The following is a 16,257-nucleotide window of genomic DNA, read 5'->3' on the forward strand; positions in this document are numbered from 1 at the left end:
AAAAATCTGTGAAAATCTGTGAAAATCTGTTTAATCTGTGGCTAAAAAAAGAATAAAATCTCATAATGTTAGATAAAAATATATTAAAAAAAGCATTCACTACAATGGCAACTGCCAAAGCTATGGCCACCTTGTACGAAGATAACTTCAAAATTGTTTCCAAATACGTGCACGCAACTTCTCGCGGACACGAGGCGATTCAAATTGCAATGGCGATGCAACTTTTGCCGCAAGATTATGCGTTTCCGTATTATCGTGATGATGCTATGATGCTGGGAATCGGAATGCAACCTTACGATTTGATGTTGCAGTTGATGGCAAAAAAAGACGATCCGTTTTCGGGCGGACGAACCTATTATTGTCATCCGAGTTTGAAAGATGCTGATAAACCTAAAATTCCGCACCAGTCATCGGCAACAGGAATGCAAGCGATTCCAGCAACTGGAGCAGCAATGGGATTTTGGTATAAAGAAAATATAGGAATTCAAGATACTAATCAAGAAAAACCATTAGTTGTTTGCTCACTTGGTGACGCATCAGTTACCGAAGGAGAAATCGCCGAAGCATTGCAGATGGCAGCTTTAAAACAACTTCCTATTTTGTATTTAGTGCAAGATAACGGTTGGGATATTTCAGCAAATGCTGCTGAAACTCGAGCGCAAAATGCTTTTGAATACGCCAAAGGATTTCACGGAATTGAAGCCATTTCTATTGATGGCGCGAATTTTACTGAAAGCTATTTAGCGGTTCAAAAAGTGGTTAAAACGATTCGTGAAGAACGTCGTCCTTTTTTAGTTCATGCTAAAGTTCCGTTGTTGAATCATCATACTTCAGGTGTTCGAATGGAATGGTATCGTGACGATTTGGAAGAAGCACAATCTCGTGATCCATTTCCTGTTTTGATAAAACAATTATTGGAAGCAGGATTTACAAATGATGAAATTAAAAAAATAGAAAATACGGCTGTTGCCAAAGTTCAAGCGGATTTTGATAGAGCACAATTAGCTGAAGATCCAACTCCAGAAGATTTATTCACACATGATTTTGCTCCAACGCCAATTACTGAAGAAGTTGGAGAACGAAATCCAGAGCGAGAAGATAAAGTCGTTATGGTAGATTGCGCACTTTTTGCTGTGGAAGAATTAATGAAAAAACACCAAGAATGTTTGTTGTACGGGCAAGACGTTGGTGGACGATTGGGTGGCGTTTTCAGAGAAGCAGCGACTTTAGCACAAAAATTTGGAGACGATCGTGTTTTCAATACGCCAATTCAAGAAGCATTTATCGTTGGTTCAACAGTTGGAATGTCAGCTGTTGGATTGAAACCGATTGTTGAGGTTCAGTTTGCCGATTACATTTGGCCAGGATTGAATCAGTTGTTTACCGAAGTCAGCCGTTCGTGTTATTTATCCAACGGAAAATGGCCAGTAAGTATGATTTTGAGAGTTCCAATCGGAGCTTATGGAAGTGGCGGACCATATCATTCGTCATCGGTTGAAAGTGTTTTGACAAATATTCGCGGAATAAAAATTGCGTATCCAAGCAATGGTGCCGACTTAAAAGGATTATTGAAAGCTGCTTATTACGACCCAAATCCGGTTGTGATTTTAGAACATAAAGGTTTGTATTGGAGCAAAGTAAAAGGAACCGATGCCGCAAGAGTAAACGAACCAAGCGAAGATTATATTTTACCTTTCGGAAAAGCGAATATCGTTCAAGAAATTTGGGAACAAGAAACCGACGAAACTATTACGGTAATTACCTACGGAATGGGCGTTCATTGGGCTTTGAATGCTTCGGCACAGATTCTGAAACAAGTTCAGAATGACAAACAGAGAATTGAAATTATCGATTTGCGAACGTTGTATCCATTAGACGAAGAAGCGATTTTCAAATCGGTTAAAAAAGCTAAAAAATGTCTAGTCGTAACCGAAGAGCCAACCAACAATTCCTTCGCAAGAAGTTTAGCTGGATTAATTCAAGAAAATTGTTTCAAATATTTAGATGCGCCAGTTATGGTAATCGGTTCAGAGAATATGCCTGCGATTCCGTTGAATAGCACGTTGGAGTTTACCATGATTCCGAATGTGGATAAAGTGAAAGCTAAAATGGAAGAACTTTTGAATTATTAACCACAGTTTTGTCATTCTGAACTTGTTTCAGAATCTCAGTTACTGCATACTAAATACTAAACACTGCTTACTTTTTTATGGAGCTAATCCAGCTTTCCATTACAAGTTTTTGTAAACAATGCTTTTTTTGTAAGTCATAAAAAAGAGCTTCCTTTGGTCGCTTTTTTATGCCAACAAAAAATAGCATTCTTTCACAAAAAGCTTTTCATTGCAAACGTAGTTCACTGAACTCCTATGAAAATAAAAATTATGTGAAGTAATCTGGGCTAGGGCTTTTGGGTTATAAAGACAAATTGTTTTTCAAATTCAAAATTCTTTAGTTGTAATTTAAACAAATAGTTTCGTAGAAATTCTTCCTTTATTCAATGCAAAACCTATCTAGCCCTGATTGCAGTGGCACGAAGTAGAACGGAAAGCAGGAATAAGGAAACCAAAAGGAACCAAGCCATTCGCTCATAAAAAAAACACTATTTCGAAATTACGAGATAGTGTTTTTTTATGGAGAATCTGATACAAGTTCAGATTGACGATTATTTTTTCGGTGGATATTGTGCCAAAATTTTAGTTACAAATTCGTTGATGAGTTTGTCTTTTTTATCGGCATTTCCGGTGAGAACACCTTCGCCTTGACCTTGCCAAATTAGTTCTTTTTTCTTGGCGTCAATGATGTCAATGGTTAAAGTTCCTTCGGTGTAACGATTTACTGAGGTGTTATTTCCCCACATCCATGGACTCCAGCCAAAACCCCATCCGTAACCCCAACCCATATTGAATTGGTTTACATCAACTTGCTCTCTTTCTTTGGTGAAGAAATTGATTAAAACATCGGGTGTTTCGCTTTTAGAAAAACCTTTTGCTGCCAATTGTTCGTCGATTGCGTAGAGAATTCTTCGTTTATCTAAATCGGAAATCTCAACTTTATCGATGCCGCTTTTGTGATAAGCATAGGTTTTGTAATTTTCAAATGTCGCCTTTTTGTCGTAATCATAATTTACTCTAACCGAACTGCACGAAGCGAAAACGAAGAGTAGAAGTAACGGTAAAAATTTAATTGTTTTCATAGTATTTTATTTTATTTTTCAAGTGTGAGATTTCGGGTTTGAGAAGCTTAACTTGAAACTTTAAACCAGAAACTATAATAATTCTTCGTCCACTATATTAGGGATGGTAATTTTCAATAAAGGTTGCGTCTCCATGGCTCTTTTTATTGCAAAAATTGCGCCTTCGTTTCTTGCCCAACTTCTTCTTGAAATTCCGTTGTTTACATCCCAGAAAAGCATTGATTCTAAACGCTTTGATGCTTCTTTAGTTCCATCAAGAACCATACCAAATCCACCATTAATTACTTCACCCCAACCAACGCCACCACCATTGTGAATGGAAACCCAAGTTGCGCCGCGGAAGCTGTCTCCAATAACGTTTTGGATAGCCATATCGGCTGTAAATCGTGAGCCGTCATAGATGTTTGATGTTTCTCTGTAAGGCGAATCGGTTCCGGAAACGTCGTGATGATCGCGTCCTAAAATGATGTAGCCAATTTCTCCTTTTGCAATGGCTTGATTGAAAGCTTCGGCAATTTTGATTCTTCCTTCGGCATCGGCATAAAGAATTCTTGCTTGCGAGCCAACGACCAATTTATTTTCTTGTGCGCCTTTAATCCATTGGATGTTGTCGGCCATTTGTTGTTGGATTTCTTCTGGAGAATTTTTCATCATTTCTTCCAGAACATCACAGGCAATTTTGTCGGTTTTTGCCAAGTCATTAGGATTTCCTGAGGCGCAAACCCAACGGAATGGTCCAAATCCATAATCGAAGCACATTGGTCCCATAATGTCTTGAACGTAACTGTTGTATTTGAAATCGATGTGGTTTTCTGCAAAAACATCGGCTCCAGCTCGAGAAGCTTCTAATAAAAAGGCATTTCCATAATCGAAGAAATACGTTCCCTTTTCGGTATGTTTGTTGATTGCTGTTGCATGACGACGCAATGTTTTTTGGACTTCTTCTTTGAATTTATCAGGATTGTTTGCCATTAAATCATTGGATTCTTCAAAAGTATATCCAATTGGATAATAACCTCCAGCCCAAGGATTGTGAAGCGAAGTTTGATCGGAACCTAAATCGATATGTAGATTTTCTTGGTCGAAACGTTCCCAAACGTCAACCACATTTCCGAGATAGGCAATGGAAACAATTTCATTATTATCTAATGCTTTTTTTACTCTTGGAACTAACTGCTCAATATTTTCAATCACTTCATTAATCCAACCTTGCGAATGACGAATGTGAGTAATTTTCGGATTTACTTCGGCACAAACGGTAACGCAACCTGCAATGTTTCCTGCTTTTGGTTGTGCACCAGACATTCCGCCTAATCCAGAAGTTACGAATAATCCACCTTTAGGTGATTTTTTTATTTTTCTGAATCCGTTTAAAACGGTTATGGTTGTTCCATGAACAATTCCTTGTGGGCCAATATACATATAACTTCCTGCAGTCATTTGTCCGTATTGGGAAACTCCTAATGCGTTCATTTTTTCCCAATCATCAGGTTTTGAATAATTTGGAATAACCATTCCGTTTGTGACCACAACTCTTGGCGCTTCTTTATGAGAAGGAAATAATCCCATTGGATGACCAGAATACATGGCTAAAGTTTGTTCTTCGGTCATTTCTGCCAAATATTTCATGGTCAGTAAATACTGAGCCCAATTTTGAAAAACTGCTCCATTTCCGCCATAAGTAATTAATTCATGTGGATGTTGTGCTACTGCGTAATCCAAATTATTTTGAATCATTAACATAATGGCTTTTGCTTGTTCGCATTTTCCAGGATATTCTGAAATTGGTCGTGCATACATTTTATAATCAGGACGCAAGCGGTACATATAAATTCTTCCGTAGGTTTCTAATTCGGATTTGAATTCAGGAAGTAATTCGGCATGATGTTTAGGTTCAAAATAGCGTAAAGCATTTTTTAAGGCTAATTTTTTTTCCTCTTCTGAAAGAATTTCTTTTCGTTTTGGTGCGTGATTTATTTCGGTTTCATACGGTTTTGGATTTGGTAAAACCGATGGAATTCCTTGTAGTATTTGTTCTTGAAAAGTCATTTGTTGTTGGTTTTTCTAGTGTTGTTATAGGCTGCGTTAGGGATTGAGCAATTGTTTGAGCTCTTTATTGTGTAGCGTTAGCGGAACAATAAAAGCGAGTGCGAAAGCCCGACCTGTAAGGTAACGCCCAAATTATTTTTTTAAATTTCCTGTTTTTTTATCAAATCCGTAGGGGCAATGTCTGCAACCACTTTTGCAACAGTAACCACGTTTTAAATGGTACTTTTCGGTGAAACATCGGTAGCCTTCGGGTGTGATGTAATAATCTTCTCCTTCTTTTAAATTATTTGGATTTAATTCTTCATTCATAGCTACAAATTTAGCAACTTTGCAGTATATGATTCTAATTGTTTTTAAATATTTTACGCCAAGAGGTTTTCGTGGTTTGACTTTTTATCCGTTTGTTTTTTTAGCAGATAAAGATGATAAGTTGAATGAAGTATTTATTAACCATGAACGAATCCATATTAGACAGCAATTGGAGTTGTTAATTGTGCCATTTTATCTTTGGTATATTACGGAATATTTGTTTCGATTACTTCAATATGGAGATAGAAAAAAGGCTTATTATTCGATTTCATTTGAGAAGGAAGCTTATACAAATGAAAAAGACCTTGCATATTTAAAGTCAAGGTCTTTTTGGAGGTTTTTTAGGTATGTTTAATTTTCTAGTTTGATTACTGCTTGAGCTGGTAAAACTTTTTCAAATTGTGGCTTAGCTATCTTCTTATTTTGTTCTGCAACTTGCAAAGTATTTGATGGATTTACTTTGGTAAAGATTTTTTTTTGTAAATATTGTGGAGTAGTTGTGATGATTTGAGTTACGTCGGGCATTTTTGGTTTGACTCCAATGTATTTATTTTTCAAAACAGATTTTTCGCTTACTTGCGAATAAGATAAGTTACAACTAAAAAGTAAAGAGAATAGTAAGATTTTCATTTGAATTATTTTTATTTTTTCAAAATTGTAACAGTTACTTCTCCTTGAAGAACCGATGTGTTGTCTCCGCCTACAGTAGCGTTATTTCCTACTCCAGTTCCGGCTGCCGCAAGTCCGATTGTATGAGTTCCTGGTGTAAGTTCTATTGATTGGCTAAATGATGCGTAGTCAATTGTACCTCCAGTATTGCCATTGTTTGCTGGCATCACCCTTTGATAACCTCCGTTTGTTAATACAGCGCTATCAACAATTAGAACAATGTCAACCATTGAAAATGCGTTAGCTCCATTACCATTGTTTAAAACTCCAACGTCGCAAGTTATTAATGTTGTAGTGTTGGTAGGTGCGTCAATATTCACTGGGTAACCTGAAAGATAGGTCAATGTTGTATTAGTGTTAATTGCTGTTGCAGCATTAGTAAAGTAGCTTGTTGATGATTGTCCACTGGTAGCTAGTTTTTCCCAAAGACTGCCATTATAAAAATAGTAACCTGGTGTGACTTGATTGACTCCTGCCGCTGATGTATTTGTATTATAAACGATTGTGCCAGTTATTGGGTTTCCACCACCATTGGGATTTATCACATCTGAGCCAGCTGTTGTTGTTGTAAATGAATTGGCTGCTGTTAGTGCTACAATTGGAGGTGCTAATCCAGCTTTATGAGTTGACGGAAGCGGTAATGATGAATTTACATCTAAAGCTCCGTTAGGAGTTGTTGTTCCAATACCTACTTGAGAGTAACTTATATTTATAGAAATTAGAATAAAGCTAAGTAAAATGTAATTATTTTTCATAAAGTAAAATATTAATTTAAAATTAAAGTTAAAATAATATTTATTTAACAAATCACTTCGCCGATTAATTACATTTTTAACCGATTAAATACTCTTTTTTTATTATTTGTATGAGATTTATTTAATAAGAAGGCATAAAAAAAACCTTAACTTATTGAAGGTTAAGGTTTTTTTGAATGTTAAGTTGAGATAATATTAGTATCTTACTACCGAAACTTTAAAAGTGCCTGAATCAGGATCTATATCAGCTGATGTTGGATTTGAAAATTTAATTGTAACAGTATCAACAGCGCTTACCCAAGCCATATAATGAGCATGTCTTTCAGAATTGCTGTTCATTACTGCGTTTGGTAGACCTAAGATTACCGGATCGCCAGGTTGCGCTCCAATAACTGTGATAGTTTGAGTAAGTGGATTTGAATTTTCACTAGCTCTATTGCCAAAATCTATTGTGGCACTGCCTGTTAATATTTTTGCAATAGTATATCTAGTTCCGCCTGAGGTTGCAAAATAGTTTGTACCATCATATTCAACTGCGCCATTTTCAACGGCGGTCAAATTAGTTCCAGCTGTAAATTTTAAAGGAGCTGTATTAATTGTTGCGGTTCCTGCACCTATGGTTAGTTTGGCAGTTGGGTTTGTTGTGCTTATACCTACATTTCCTATTTGATCGATTCTCATTCTCTCCGAAAATAGTTCTGATCCAGCTGGACCAACACTAAATATCATAGGTCTGTCGCCAGATGCCAATTGATATAATCCTTTACCTCCAAAAGTAGAAGTGCCTCCAGTATTTACATGTCCAATATGACCTCGGTAAGCAGTATTTTGTTGAAAGTAAATTCCGCTAAATCCACCTGCAGTTGCATTATCTACCGACATTACTCCATAACCATCTTGATCATGACGCACTGAAAGTTTATTAGATGCTGTTGGAGTTCCAATAGCTACATCGCCATCTGCTTCAACTCTCATTCTTTCAGTATTGTCAGTTTTTACTACCAATGCCTGTGAGTCACTTGTTCCTATGTAGTTAGTTCCTGGTGTTGTACCAGCATTTCCATAAAGTGACCAGTTTGAATTTGTACCACTCGTAAATCTTTCCCAAGCAGTGCCATTGTAATAATAATATCCTGGTGTTACCTGATTTGCTCCAGCGGCAGAAGTATTGGTGTTGTAAACTATGGTTCCTGCTAGAGGATTTCCACCACCATTTGGATTTATAATATCAGAACCTACAGTAGTTGTTGTAAATGAATTAGTAGCTGTTAACGCCACAATTGGAGGTAATAATCCAGCTTTATGGGTAGATGGAAGTGGTAACGATGAATTTACATCAAGTGCGCCACTCGGGGTTGTGGTTCCTATACCAACTTGAGCTTGCATCACACTTGTAAAAAGTGCGATAACATAAATAAATTTTTTCATTCTTGGGGTTTTAGAAAAATTAAAATTCTTATTAATTTTCAAATATATTAATAGGAATTTATCTTACCTTTTTTAATCGATAAGTAACTTATAAAAACGACAAATGGCCTTTTTTCTTTTTTTGAATAATTAATTCTTGTGTTTTTCAGAGATTTATATGTACTTATTGTGAATATTTGCTCTTAAAATCAAACTTTTTTTTATTTTTTTACGTAGAATAAATACACTAGTTTTCATTAATAAATAAAATTAAAAAATGTAATTTTTTAATTTTTTGCTGTAAAATTTTGTAAGAAAAATGAGTTAAATAATCGTTTTAAAGCAAATAAATCCGATGAACTTTATGCTCTTCAAAATAATTTTAAAAAACAAGTTGATATATGACAAATTTTACTATTTTTATCCTTTAAATTCACGATTATGAGAGTAATTTCTACTATTTCTTTATTGGTTTGCTTAGCTTCAAATGCGGTTTTTTCGCAAATGTATGTTGGTGCAAACAGTTATGTATTTAACAGAGGTTCTTTGGTTTACATTAAAGGCGATTTAGAGTTAAATGCTGCAACAAGTACTTTTTATTTAAGAAATGAAGGGCAGTTAGTTCAAGGAACAACAGGTACGTCAACAAATAGAGGTTCAGGAAGTCTTTCTGTGTTTCAAGAGGGAACGAGTAATCAATACCGTTATAACTATTGGTGTTCGCCAGTTGGCGAACCAAGTGCTACTTCTGGAAACAGTATGTTTGGTGTTTCTTTATTACATCAGCCAACGTCTGTAACAGCTTCGACTCCTGCAATTATGGTAAGTACAAGTTATAATGCGCAATCGAATCCGTTACAAATTTCGACTGCTTGGATTTACCGTTTTTTGTCAGCGACAACCTACTCACAATGGCAAGCTTCTGGTTCTAGTACAAACATAGAAGCTGGACAAGGCTTTACTATGAAAGGAACAAATGGTTCTGATTTTACTAATGTTGGTGAAGCGGTTGAAAATAATCCATATACACCAGGAGTTTTTCCAAATCCGCCTGCAGTTGCTAGTGCTCAGCGTTATGACTTTAGAGGAAAACCAAACGATGGTAATATAACAGTAAATTTAGCTGCAAGTTCTTCTACGCTAACTGGAAATCCATATCCTTCTGCATTAGATTTAAATGCTTTTTTATTAGATACAGATAATTTTAATTGTACTGGAGAAGCTTATTTTTGGGATCAAGAAGCTAATCCTTCTTCACATAATATTGTGAGTTATGTAGGTGGTTATGGAACTTATGTTCCAATGGCTCCAACATCATATGGTCTTTACACACCTGCAACTTACCAAACATTTAATTTAGACGGAACTGTTAATAATAATAATGCTGGAGCTGGATTACCTTATGAGAGAAGATTTGCTCCAATTGGACAAGGCTTTTTAGTAACAGGTGTTGCTTCATTAGTTGCGCCAAACACAGTGACTTTAAAAAATTCTCATAGAGCTTGGTATACAGAGTCATTACCATATTCTCAATTTGCAAAATCTGGAAGTCAGGGTTCTACTGGAAGTAAAAACTTAAGCGAAACACCATCAAATGAAATTTCATTTGGATTAATTCGTTTGAAAATAACAATGAATAATCTTTACAGTAGAGAATTGGCGCTTGCTTTGAGTAATAATGCTACTGATGGTGTTGATAGAGGTATGGATGGAAAAAGTCCTGACGTAGCTGGTACAGCAACCGATTCGTATTTCTTTTTAGATAATACTCAATATGTAATTCAAAGTATCCCTTTTGATGTTACCAAAAGAATTAAATTGGGTGTTAAAGTTACAAGTGATAATACTAACTTTAGCTTTTCATTAAAACAAGTTCAAGACTTTGATACAACGCAACCAATTTATATTTATGACGCATTGGATAATTCTTACCATAGCATCAATCAAAATCCATATAATGTTGTATTGCAAACCGGAGAAAACAACAACAGATTTGAGGTTACTTTCCAAAATAATTCTTTAAATGTTGATGAAACAATTATAAACGATTTCCTAATCATTCAAAATAATGATAATCAAACATTGACTGTTAACAACCCAAATGGTTTAGATATTAAATCGGCTGATTTATTTGACATCAGTGGAAAATTAATTTTCAAAAAAGTAGATTTAGGTGTTAAATCTAGTTACGAATTTTCTACTTCAGGTTTAAGCGATGGTGTTTACATTGCAAAAATCATTTCTGTTGACGGAAAAAGCAAAGCACAGAAAGTTATTATTGAAAGACGTAAATAATACAAATAGATATAAATTTAAAGGCGTTTCAATTTCGGAACGCCTTTTTTTATGAAATCATTTCTAGTATAACTAACTTTGTAAAAAAAAGTTTTGAACGTTATTACCCAAGAAATATTTCTTAAAAACACTTCGGTTAAATTATTCATCAGGCGTGAAGATTTAATTCATCCGTTTGTTTCTGGTAATAAATTTAGAAAGCTGAAGTATAATTTGCTTGAAGCAGAAAATCAAAGGAAAACCACTTTACTAACTTTTGGTGGCGCATTCTCCAATCATATTGCTGCTACAGCTTTCGCAGGAAAGCAAAATGGTTTTAAAACAATAGGAATTATCCGAGGAGACGAATTGGCTTCTAAAATCAATGAAAATCCTACTTTAAAATTTGCTCAAGAAAACGGAATGGTATTTGAATTCGTATCAAGAGAAACCTATCGATTGAAAGAATCAGATGATTTTATTGAAAATTTAAAAAACAAATTTGGTGATATTTACGTAATTCCAGAAGGTGGAACAAATGATTTAGCAGTTAAAGGTTGTGAAGAGATTTTAGAAGAAGAGGATTCGTATTTCGATTTTATATGTTCATCAATTGGAACTGGCGGAACCATTTCTGGAGTTATAAATAGCGCTTTACCACATCAAAAAGTTTTGGGTTTTCCATCGTTAAAAGGTGATTTTCTTCAAAAAGATATTCGTAAATTTGCGCAGAAAGAGAATTGGACGTTAATTTCTGACTATCATTTTGGCGGATATGGTAAGGTTTCAACTGAACTTATTGCGTTTATAAATTCCTTTTATCAAGAAAATGACATTCCATTGGATCCAATTTATACTGGAAAAATGGTTTTTGGCGTTATAGATTTAATTAGTCAAGGTTATTTTCCAGAAAATTCTAAAATTTTAATGATTCATACTGGCGGATTACAAGGAATAGAAGGAATGAATTTGAAGTTAAAAAGTAAAAATTTACCATTAATACAAGTATATGTTTAAAAAGATAATCGTTTTTCTAATTGTAAGTTTGTTTGTTGCTTGTGGCACAAATAAACCAGTTGTAAGGACAACAAAACCTACCGCAACAAAACCAGTTGCTAAGAATACAAAAAGGCCCATTTCAAAACCAACTGAAACTAAAAAGACGGAAACTAAGACGGCTTCAAATGATAAAAGTAACGAGCCTAAAACGGAAGTTCTTGAAGCAACTTCAAGAGTTAAAGTAACTACAGAAATCGTTTTGGCATACATTGATCAATACAAGGATGTTGCTAAAAAAAATATGAAAAACCACGGAGTTCCAGCAAGTATTGCATTGGCGCAAGCCATTTTAGAATCGGGTGCAGGAACTGGTGATTTGAGTAGTCAAGCCAACAATCATTTTGGGATAAAATGTCATAAAGATTGGAATGGTGAAAGCGTAAAACACGACGATGATGAAGCGCAAGAATGCTTCAGAAAATATGACAAAGTGTACGATTCTTATGAAGATTATGCGGCATTTTTAAAAGGCAGAAAATGGTATCAACCGTTATTCAAATTAGAAAAAAATGATTACAAAGGTTGGGCGTACGGACTAAAAAAAGCAGGCTATGCAACTGATCCAAATTATCCATCAAAACTTATCGGACTAATTGAAAGGTATCAATTAAATAAATACGATGCCGAAGTTTTAGGTACAGAATATGTTCCTTCTTATAAAAATAAAAATGTTGATGCCGAAGAAAAGTACGTTTCAAAAGAAGGCAAACACGAAGTTATAAAAGGTGATACTTTATATTCTCTATCAAAAAAATACAATATTTCGGTGGACGATTTAAAGAGAAAGAACAACCTTTCTGAGAATGCCATTTCAATCGGACAACTATTAGAAGTAAAATAATTTTATAATAAATTCAATGTTATATCAAAGAAGCAGTCAGTTATTTGCTGATGCAGAAAAAGTAATTCCTGGCGGAGTAAATTCACCAGTTAGAGCGTTTAAAGGTGTTGGTGGAACTCCAATTTTTGTAAAATCAGCAAAAGGTGCTTACCTTTATGATGAAGACGGAAACAAGTTGATAGATTACATCAATTCTTGGGGTCCAATGATTTTAGGTCATGCCCATCAGCCAGTTGTTGATGCAATTACTGAAAGAGCCCAACTTGGAACTTCTTTCGGAATGCCAACAGAATTAGAAACCAAAATTGCCGAGTTAGCTATTTCAATGGTTCCTAATATTGACAAAATTAGATTTGTAAATTCGGGAACAGAAGCTTGTATGAGTGCTATCCGATTGGCAAGAGGTTTTACAAAAAGAGATAAAATAATTAAATTTTCAGGCTGTTATCACGGTCATTCCGATTCTTTTTTAATTGCTGCTGGAAGCGGTTTGAGCACATTTGGTGTGCCAAATTCTCCTGGTGTAACGCAAGGAACTGCAAAAGACACGTTGTTAGCTAATTACAATGATTTAGAAAGTGTAAGCGCTTTATTTGAAGCTAATAAAAATGAAATTGCTGCAATAATTGTAGAACCTGTAGCCGGAAATATGGGTTGCGTTCCGCCATTAAACGGATTTTTAGAAGGTTTAAGACAACTTTGTTCAGATAATAACGCCTTGCTTATTTTTGACGAAGTAATGACTGGATTTCGCCTAGCAAAAGGTGGAGTTCAAGAATTATACAACATCAAAGCCGATATTGTTTGTTTCGGAAAAGTTATTGGTGGTGGTTTGCCTGTTGGAGCTTTCGCAGCTAGAAACGAAATCATGAATTATTTAGCACCAATTGGTCCTGTATATCAAGCTGGAACATTATCTGGAAATCCATTGGCGATGGCTGCAGGATTATCAATGTTACAATCTTTAAATAACGATGCTGAAATTTTTCAAAGACTTGAAGATAAAACAGCTTATTTAGAAGCAGGTATTCGAAGAGTTTTAACCAATAACAATGTCGTTTTTACAGTAAATAGAGTAGGGTCAATGATATCGGTTCATTTTGATGCCGAGCCAGTAATTGACTTTCAAACAGCAAAAAATGGCGATAATGAAAGTTTCAAGAAATTCTTTCATGGTTTATTAAACGAAGGAGTTTACATTGCTCCATCGGCATATGAAACCTGGTTTATAACAGATGCACTTTCCTATGAAGATTTAGATTTTACAATTAACGCAATAAAAAAAGTGACAAAAGATTTCTAAATAAAAAAAGCTCCGATTTAAAATCGGAGCTTTTTTTTAATTCTATATTCTAATTATTTTTTCTCAGGTTGCTTCCCTACTAATTTATTGTATAATTCAGTATTCGCTTCCAACTTTGCCATTTGCTCTGGAGTAAGACTAGCTCTGATTTTCAAATCAATAATTCTAGACATTTCAGTTTTTCTCTCTAAAGAGATATCTTTAACTTCAAATGTTTGATGTTTCATTTCAAATAAACGCTCAAAATCAACTACTTGTGATCCGCTGATTCCTACAACTTGTGCTAATTCTAAACTTTCTTTTTTAGCATTTTCTTGTGCATTTGATTTGTTTTCTTGTGCATTAGCATTGATTGTGAAAGCTAACATCAATGAAAGAGCAAAAAATATTTTTTTCATAATTTATTATGGTTTAAGTGAAATAGAAGTCAAAACTAATTTATTTTTTTGAAAATTCAAAATTTATTTCTGAATATCTTCTTTTTTCATTCCTCTTTTACCTTTTTTCATTCTTTTTGAAAAGCCTTCCTTACGTTCCGATTGGTTAGTGTCCCATTTAGTGTATTGCTCAGCAGTTAAAACTTTTTTCATTTCCGCTTTGTGTGCAATTTGAGCATCCAACATTTCACTTTTCATCTGAAACATTTGGTCCTTAGATGGTTTTTCACCTTTCTCTCTTTTAGCTTGCATTTCAGCACGTTTCGCTTCTCTTTTTGCTACTTGCTTTTCAACGATTTTTTTAATATCAGCAGTTTGCTTGTCATTCAAATCTAGTTCTAACTTCATCTTTTTTGTTTGAAGTTCTACTTGTTGTTCAGTAGTTAATTTTTCTCTTTCGCCTCTTGCTGGTTTTCCTTCTTGTGCAAATGTTGTTAATCCTAAAACTAATGCAATTGCTAAAAATACGTTTTTCATAATTTCTGTTTTTTAATTGTTATGTAGATAAGACGCGCAATAACTTTAAAGGTTTAATCCTTAACAAAACTTTAGTTAAAATTGTGTTTTCCTTTTGTAAATGTAATTTCAGTTGTACCTTTGCGTTGTGAAAAAAATCGTAGTCATAGTAGCACTTGCGCTGTTTTTAAAACCAATACTTCCGGTTTTAGATTACATTATAAATTACGATTACATCGCCAATGTTCTTTGCGAAAATAAAGCCAAACCACAACTTCAGTGTAATGGTAAATGTCACTTAATGAAAGAACTAGCTAAACAATCTGAAAACGAAAAACCGCTTTCTACCGATAAAAAAGACAACTCTAAACATGAAATTGAAGTCTTATTTTATCAAGATATTAATTCCTTAGTTGACACAAAAATTGCAGTTTCTACTTCAAATGAAACTTCAAATAACTACACTAATTTGTACTGTTATTTAAACACTACTACCACTTTTCATCCGCCCACTTTTATTTCTTAATGTCATTGCGAGGTACGAAGCAATCTCAGAATCAAATTGTTTCACCATCGTTTTTTTTCAGTTCAGAAAATGAATTGACAGGATTTCTATATCCAAAATCGTTTGAAAACAATTTTCAAACTAGATTTCTATAAACATTAATTAATAAATTTAAAGATGAAATTTCAATTAAAAAATATACTAGCTGTAGTGGCTATCGCATGCGCATTAACTTCATGTTCGAATGATGATGATACTAAAATCACCGGTGAAGGCAATCTTAAAGTAGAGTTTGACAATATTTTTGGTGGCGCTAATTTAATTTTAGATACCCAAATCAATACTACTTCACAATCCGAAAATTTAAAGATTTCTCAAGTAAAATACATCATCAGCAACATCGTTCTTACCAACGCAGACGGAACAACTTTTACCTATCCAAAAAGCGAAAGCTATTTCATTGTTGACGAAGCTACACTTTCAAGTCAGGTATTAGATTTAGCAAATATTCCTGCAGGAAATTACACTAAAATTAAATTCGGAATTGGTGTAGACCAAGAACAATTCAATCTAGGTGCCACTGGTCAAGGAAATTTTCTAGCCACAGCACAAGACGCCGGAATGATGTGGTCATGGAGTGCCGGTTACAAATTCGTTGCTTTCGAAGGAACATTTACATCGCCAACGGTTGCTGCCGATACTTCGTTTATGGTGCATACTGGACAAACTGGTACTGCCTATAATTACACCGAAGTTACTTTAGATTTACCCGAAAACGCATTGGTTCGAACAAACATCACGCCGCAAGTTCATATCTTGACAGACGTTGCTCATATCATTGACGGTACCAATAAAATAAATCTTTCTAACAATAACATGGGCGGAATGGGAGCCATGATTATGGGTGGAGCCAATTTGCCTTTAATCACTGCAAATCTTTCAAATATGTTTGAAATTGATCACGTTCATAACGACTAATATTAGAAGCTAATCCTGCTGT

General features: G+C 34.7%; 16 protein-coding genes. 8 read left to right on the forward strand and 8 right to left on the reverse strand.

The genetic code is table 11. From position 1 onward, the window contains the following. Nucleotides 1-65 precede the first annotated feature (65 nt). Nucleotides 66-2,132, forward strand: coding sequence for an alpha-ketoacid dehydrogenase subunit alpha/beta (locus tag LG45_RS01540; protein WP_174799547.1), 2,067 nt, complete (start codon nucleotides 66-68; stop codon nucleotides 2,130-2,132). A gap of 530 nt (nucleotides 2,133-2,662) precedes the next feature. Here the strand turns inward: LG45_RS01540 and LG45_RS01545 are convergent. From LG45_RS01545 to LG45_RS16425, 3 genes are all read right to left on the reverse strand, one after another. After that, entirely contained in the window at nucleotides 2,663-3,193 is a 531-nt protein-coding gene (locus LG45_RS01545; RefSeq protein WP_035123749.1) for a DUF4136 domain-containing protein, read from the reverse strand. A 72-nt stretch (nucleotides 3,194-3,265) separates the two neighbouring features. Beyond that, a complete protein-coding gene (locus LG45_RS01550) occupies nucleotides 3,266-5,242 on the reverse strand; it encodes a urocanate hydratase (protein WP_035123750.1) in 1,977 nt (658 codons plus the stop codon). Nucleotides 5,243-5,374: 132 nt separating this feature from the next. After that, a complete protein-coding gene (locus LG45_RS16425; protein WP_165570784.1) occupies nucleotides 5,375-5,551 on the reverse strand; it encodes a C1orf53 family protein in 177 nt (58 codons plus the stop codon). A gap of 28 nt (nucleotides 5,552-5,579) precedes the next feature. Here LG45_RS16425 and LG45_RS01555 point away from each other — a divergent pair, with 28 nt between their 5' ends. Next, nucleotides 5,580-5,906 carry a hypothetical protein gene (locus LG45_RS01555; RefSeq protein WP_035123752.1) on the forward strand — a complete coding sequence of 109 codons (327 nt, stop codon included), beginning with the start codon at nucleotides 5,580-5,582 and terminating at the stop codon, nucleotides 5,904-5,906. Here the strand turns inward: LG45_RS01555 and LG45_RS01560 are convergent. The 3 genes from LG45_RS01560 to LG45_RS01570 form a co-directional block, all read right to left on the reverse strand. Beyond that, nucleotides 5,903-6,181 (reverse strand): hypothetical protein, encoded by a 279-nt coding sequence (locus tag LG45_RS01560; protein WP_035123754.1) that lies wholly within the window; start codon nucleotides 6,179-6,181, stop codon nucleotides 5,903-5,905. The two genes, LG45_RS01555 and LG45_RS01560, sit on opposite strands and share 4 nt — an antisense overlap. An 11-nt stretch (nucleotides 6,182-6,192) precedes the next feature. After that, entirely contained in the window at nucleotides 6,193-6,975 is a 783-nt protein-coding gene (locus LG45_RS01565; RefSeq protein ID WP_035123756.1) for a hypothetical protein, read from the reverse strand. A 195-nt stretch (nucleotides 6,976-7,170) separates the two neighbouring features. Then, nucleotides 7,171-8,403: a hypothetical protein gene (locus LG45_RS01570; protein WP_035123758.1), complete on the reverse strand. Its 1,233-nt coding sequence runs from the start codon at nucleotides 8,401-8,403 to the stop codon at nucleotides 7,171-7,173. A 420-nt stretch (nucleotides 8,404-8,823) separates the two neighbouring features. On the opposite strand from LG45_RS01570, the gene LG45_RS01575 reads away from it, so the two are divergent. The 4 genes from LG45_RS01575 (at nucleotide 8,824) to hemL (ending at nucleotide 13,859) form a co-directional block, all read left to right on the forward strand. Continuing rightward, nucleotides 8,824-10,677 carry a T9SS type A sorting domain-containing protein gene (locus LG45_RS01575; RefSeq protein ID WP_035123759.1) on the forward strand — a complete coding sequence of 618 codons (1,854 nt, stop codon included), beginning with the start codon at nucleotides 8,824-8,826 and terminating at the stop codon, nucleotides 10,675-10,677. A 102-nt stretch (nucleotides 10,678-10,779) separates the two neighbouring features. Next, nucleotides 10,780-11,673 carry a 1-aminocyclopropane-1-carboxylate deaminase/D-cysteine desulfhydrase gene (locus LG45_RS01580; protein ID WP_174799554.1) on the forward strand — a complete coding sequence of 298 codons (894 nt, stop codon included), beginning with the start codon at nucleotides 10,780-10,782 and terminating at the stop codon, nucleotides 11,671-11,673. Beyond that, nucleotides 11,666-12,556 carry a glucosaminidase domain-containing protein gene (locus LG45_RS01585; protein WP_035123765.1) on the forward strand — a complete coding sequence of 297 codons (891 nt, stop codon included), beginning with the start codon at nucleotides 11,666-11,668 and terminating at the stop codon, nucleotides 12,554-12,556. The genes LG45_RS01580 and LG45_RS01585 overlap by 8 nt, the downstream gene beginning before the upstream one ends. 16 nt (nucleotides 12,557-12,572) lie before the next feature. Further along, nucleotides 12,573-13,859 carry a glutamate-1-semialdehyde 2,1-aminomutase gene (gene hemL / locus LG45_RS01590; RefSeq protein WP_035123767.1) on the forward strand — a complete coding sequence of 429 codons (1,287 nt, stop codon included), beginning with the start codon at nucleotides 12,573-12,575 and terminating at the stop codon, nucleotides 13,857-13,859. Nucleotides 13,860-13,912: 53 nt separating this feature from the next. Here hemL and LG45_RS01595 read toward each other — a convergent pair whose 3' ends face one another. Together LG45_RS01595 and LG45_RS01600 are read right to left on the reverse strand one after the other, a co-directional pair. Continuing rightward, the gene (locus LG45_RS01595; RefSeq protein ID WP_035123769.1) at nucleotides 13,913-14,257 is read right to left on the reverse strand and encodes a hypothetical protein; all 345 of its coding nucleotides are present in this window, start codon (nucleotides 14,255-14,257) and stop codon (nucleotides 13,913-13,915) included. A gap of 63 nt (nucleotides 14,258-14,320) precedes the next feature. Then, nucleotides 14,321-14,773 carry a hypothetical protein gene (locus tag LG45_RS01600; protein WP_035123771.1) on the reverse strand — a complete coding sequence of 151 codons (453 nt, stop codon included), beginning with the start codon at nucleotides 14,771-14,773 and terminating at the stop codon, nucleotides 14,321-14,323. Nucleotides 14,774-14,900: 127 nt separating this feature from the next. Here LG45_RS01600 and LG45_RS01605 point away from each other — a divergent pair, with 127 nt between their 5' ends. Continuing rightward, the gene (locus LG45_RS01605; protein ID WP_240471794.1) at nucleotides 14,901-15,278 is read left to right on the forward strand and encodes a hypothetical protein; all 378 of its coding nucleotides are present in this window, start codon (nucleotides 14,901-14,903) and stop codon (nucleotides 15,276-15,278) included. Between the two features lie 156 nt (nucleotides 15,279-15,434). Next, on the forward strand, nucleotides 15,435-16,235 hold the full coding sequence (locus tag LG45_RS01610) for an MbnP family protein (protein WP_035123773.1): 801 nt from the start codon (nucleotides 15,435-15,437) through the stop codon (nucleotides 16,233-16,235). The last annotated feature ends 22 nt before the right edge of the window (nucleotides 16,236-16,257 follow it).

This window comes from Flavobacterium aquatile LMG 4008 = ATCC 11947 (assembly GCF_000757385.1).
Lineage (GTDB): Bacteria > Bacteroidota > Bacteroidia > Flavobacteriales > Flavobacteriaceae > Flavobacterium > Flavobacterium aquatile.

Coding starts and splice junctions, on each gene's coding strand:
- LG45_RS01545 (WP_035123749.1), bottom strand. CDS start 3,193: ATGAAAACAATTAAATTTTTACCGTTACTTCTACTCTTCGTTTTCGCT.
- LG45_RS01610 (WP_035123773.1), top strand. CDS start 15,435: ATGAAATTTCAATTAAAAAATATACTAGCTGTAGTGGCTATCGCATGC.
- LG45_RS01560 (WP_035123754.1), bottom strand. CDS start 6,181: ATGAAAATCTTACTATTCTCTTTACTTTTTAGTTGTAACTTATCTTAT.
- LG45_RS01555 (WP_035123752.1), top strand. CDS start 5,580: ATGATTCTAATTGTTTTTAAATATTTTACGCCAAGAGGTTTTCGTGGT.
- LG45_RS01600 (WP_035123771.1), bottom strand. CDS start 14,773: ATGAAAAACGTATTTTTAGCAATTGCATTAGTTTTAGGATTAACAACA.
- LG45_RS01585 (WP_035123765.1), top strand. CDS start 11,666: ATGTTTAAAAAGATAATCGTTTTTCTAATTGTAAGTTTGTTTGTTGCT.
- LG45_RS16425 (WP_165570784.1), bottom strand. CDS start 5,551: ATGAATGAAGAATTAAATCCAAATAATTTAAAAGAAGGAGAAGATTAT.
- LG45_RS01570 (WP_035123758.1), bottom strand. CDS start 8,403: ATGAAAAAATTTATTTATGTTATCGCACTTTTTACAAGTGTGATGCAA.
- LG45_RS01540 (WP_174799547.1), top strand. CDS start 66: ATGTTAGATAAAAATATATTAAAAAAAGCATTCACTACAATGGCAACT.
- hemL (WP_035123767.1), top strand. CDS start 12,573: ATGTTATATCAAAGAAGCAGTCAGTTATTTGCTGATGCAGAAAAAGTA.
- LG45_RS01565 (WP_035123756.1), bottom strand. CDS start 6,975: ATGAAAAATAATTACATTTTACTTAGCTTTATTCTAATTTCTATAAAT.
- LG45_RS01550 (WP_035123750.1), bottom strand. CDS start 5,242: ATGACTTTTCAAGAACAAATACTACAAGGAATTCCATCGGTTTTACCA.
- LG45_RS01575 (WP_035123759.1), top strand. CDS start 8,824: ATGAGAGTAATTTCTACTATTTCTTTATTGGTTTGCTTAGCTTCAAAT.
- LG45_RS01595 (WP_035123769.1), bottom strand. CDS start 14,257: ATGAAAAAAATATTTTTTGCTCTTTCATTGATGTTAGCTTTCACAATC.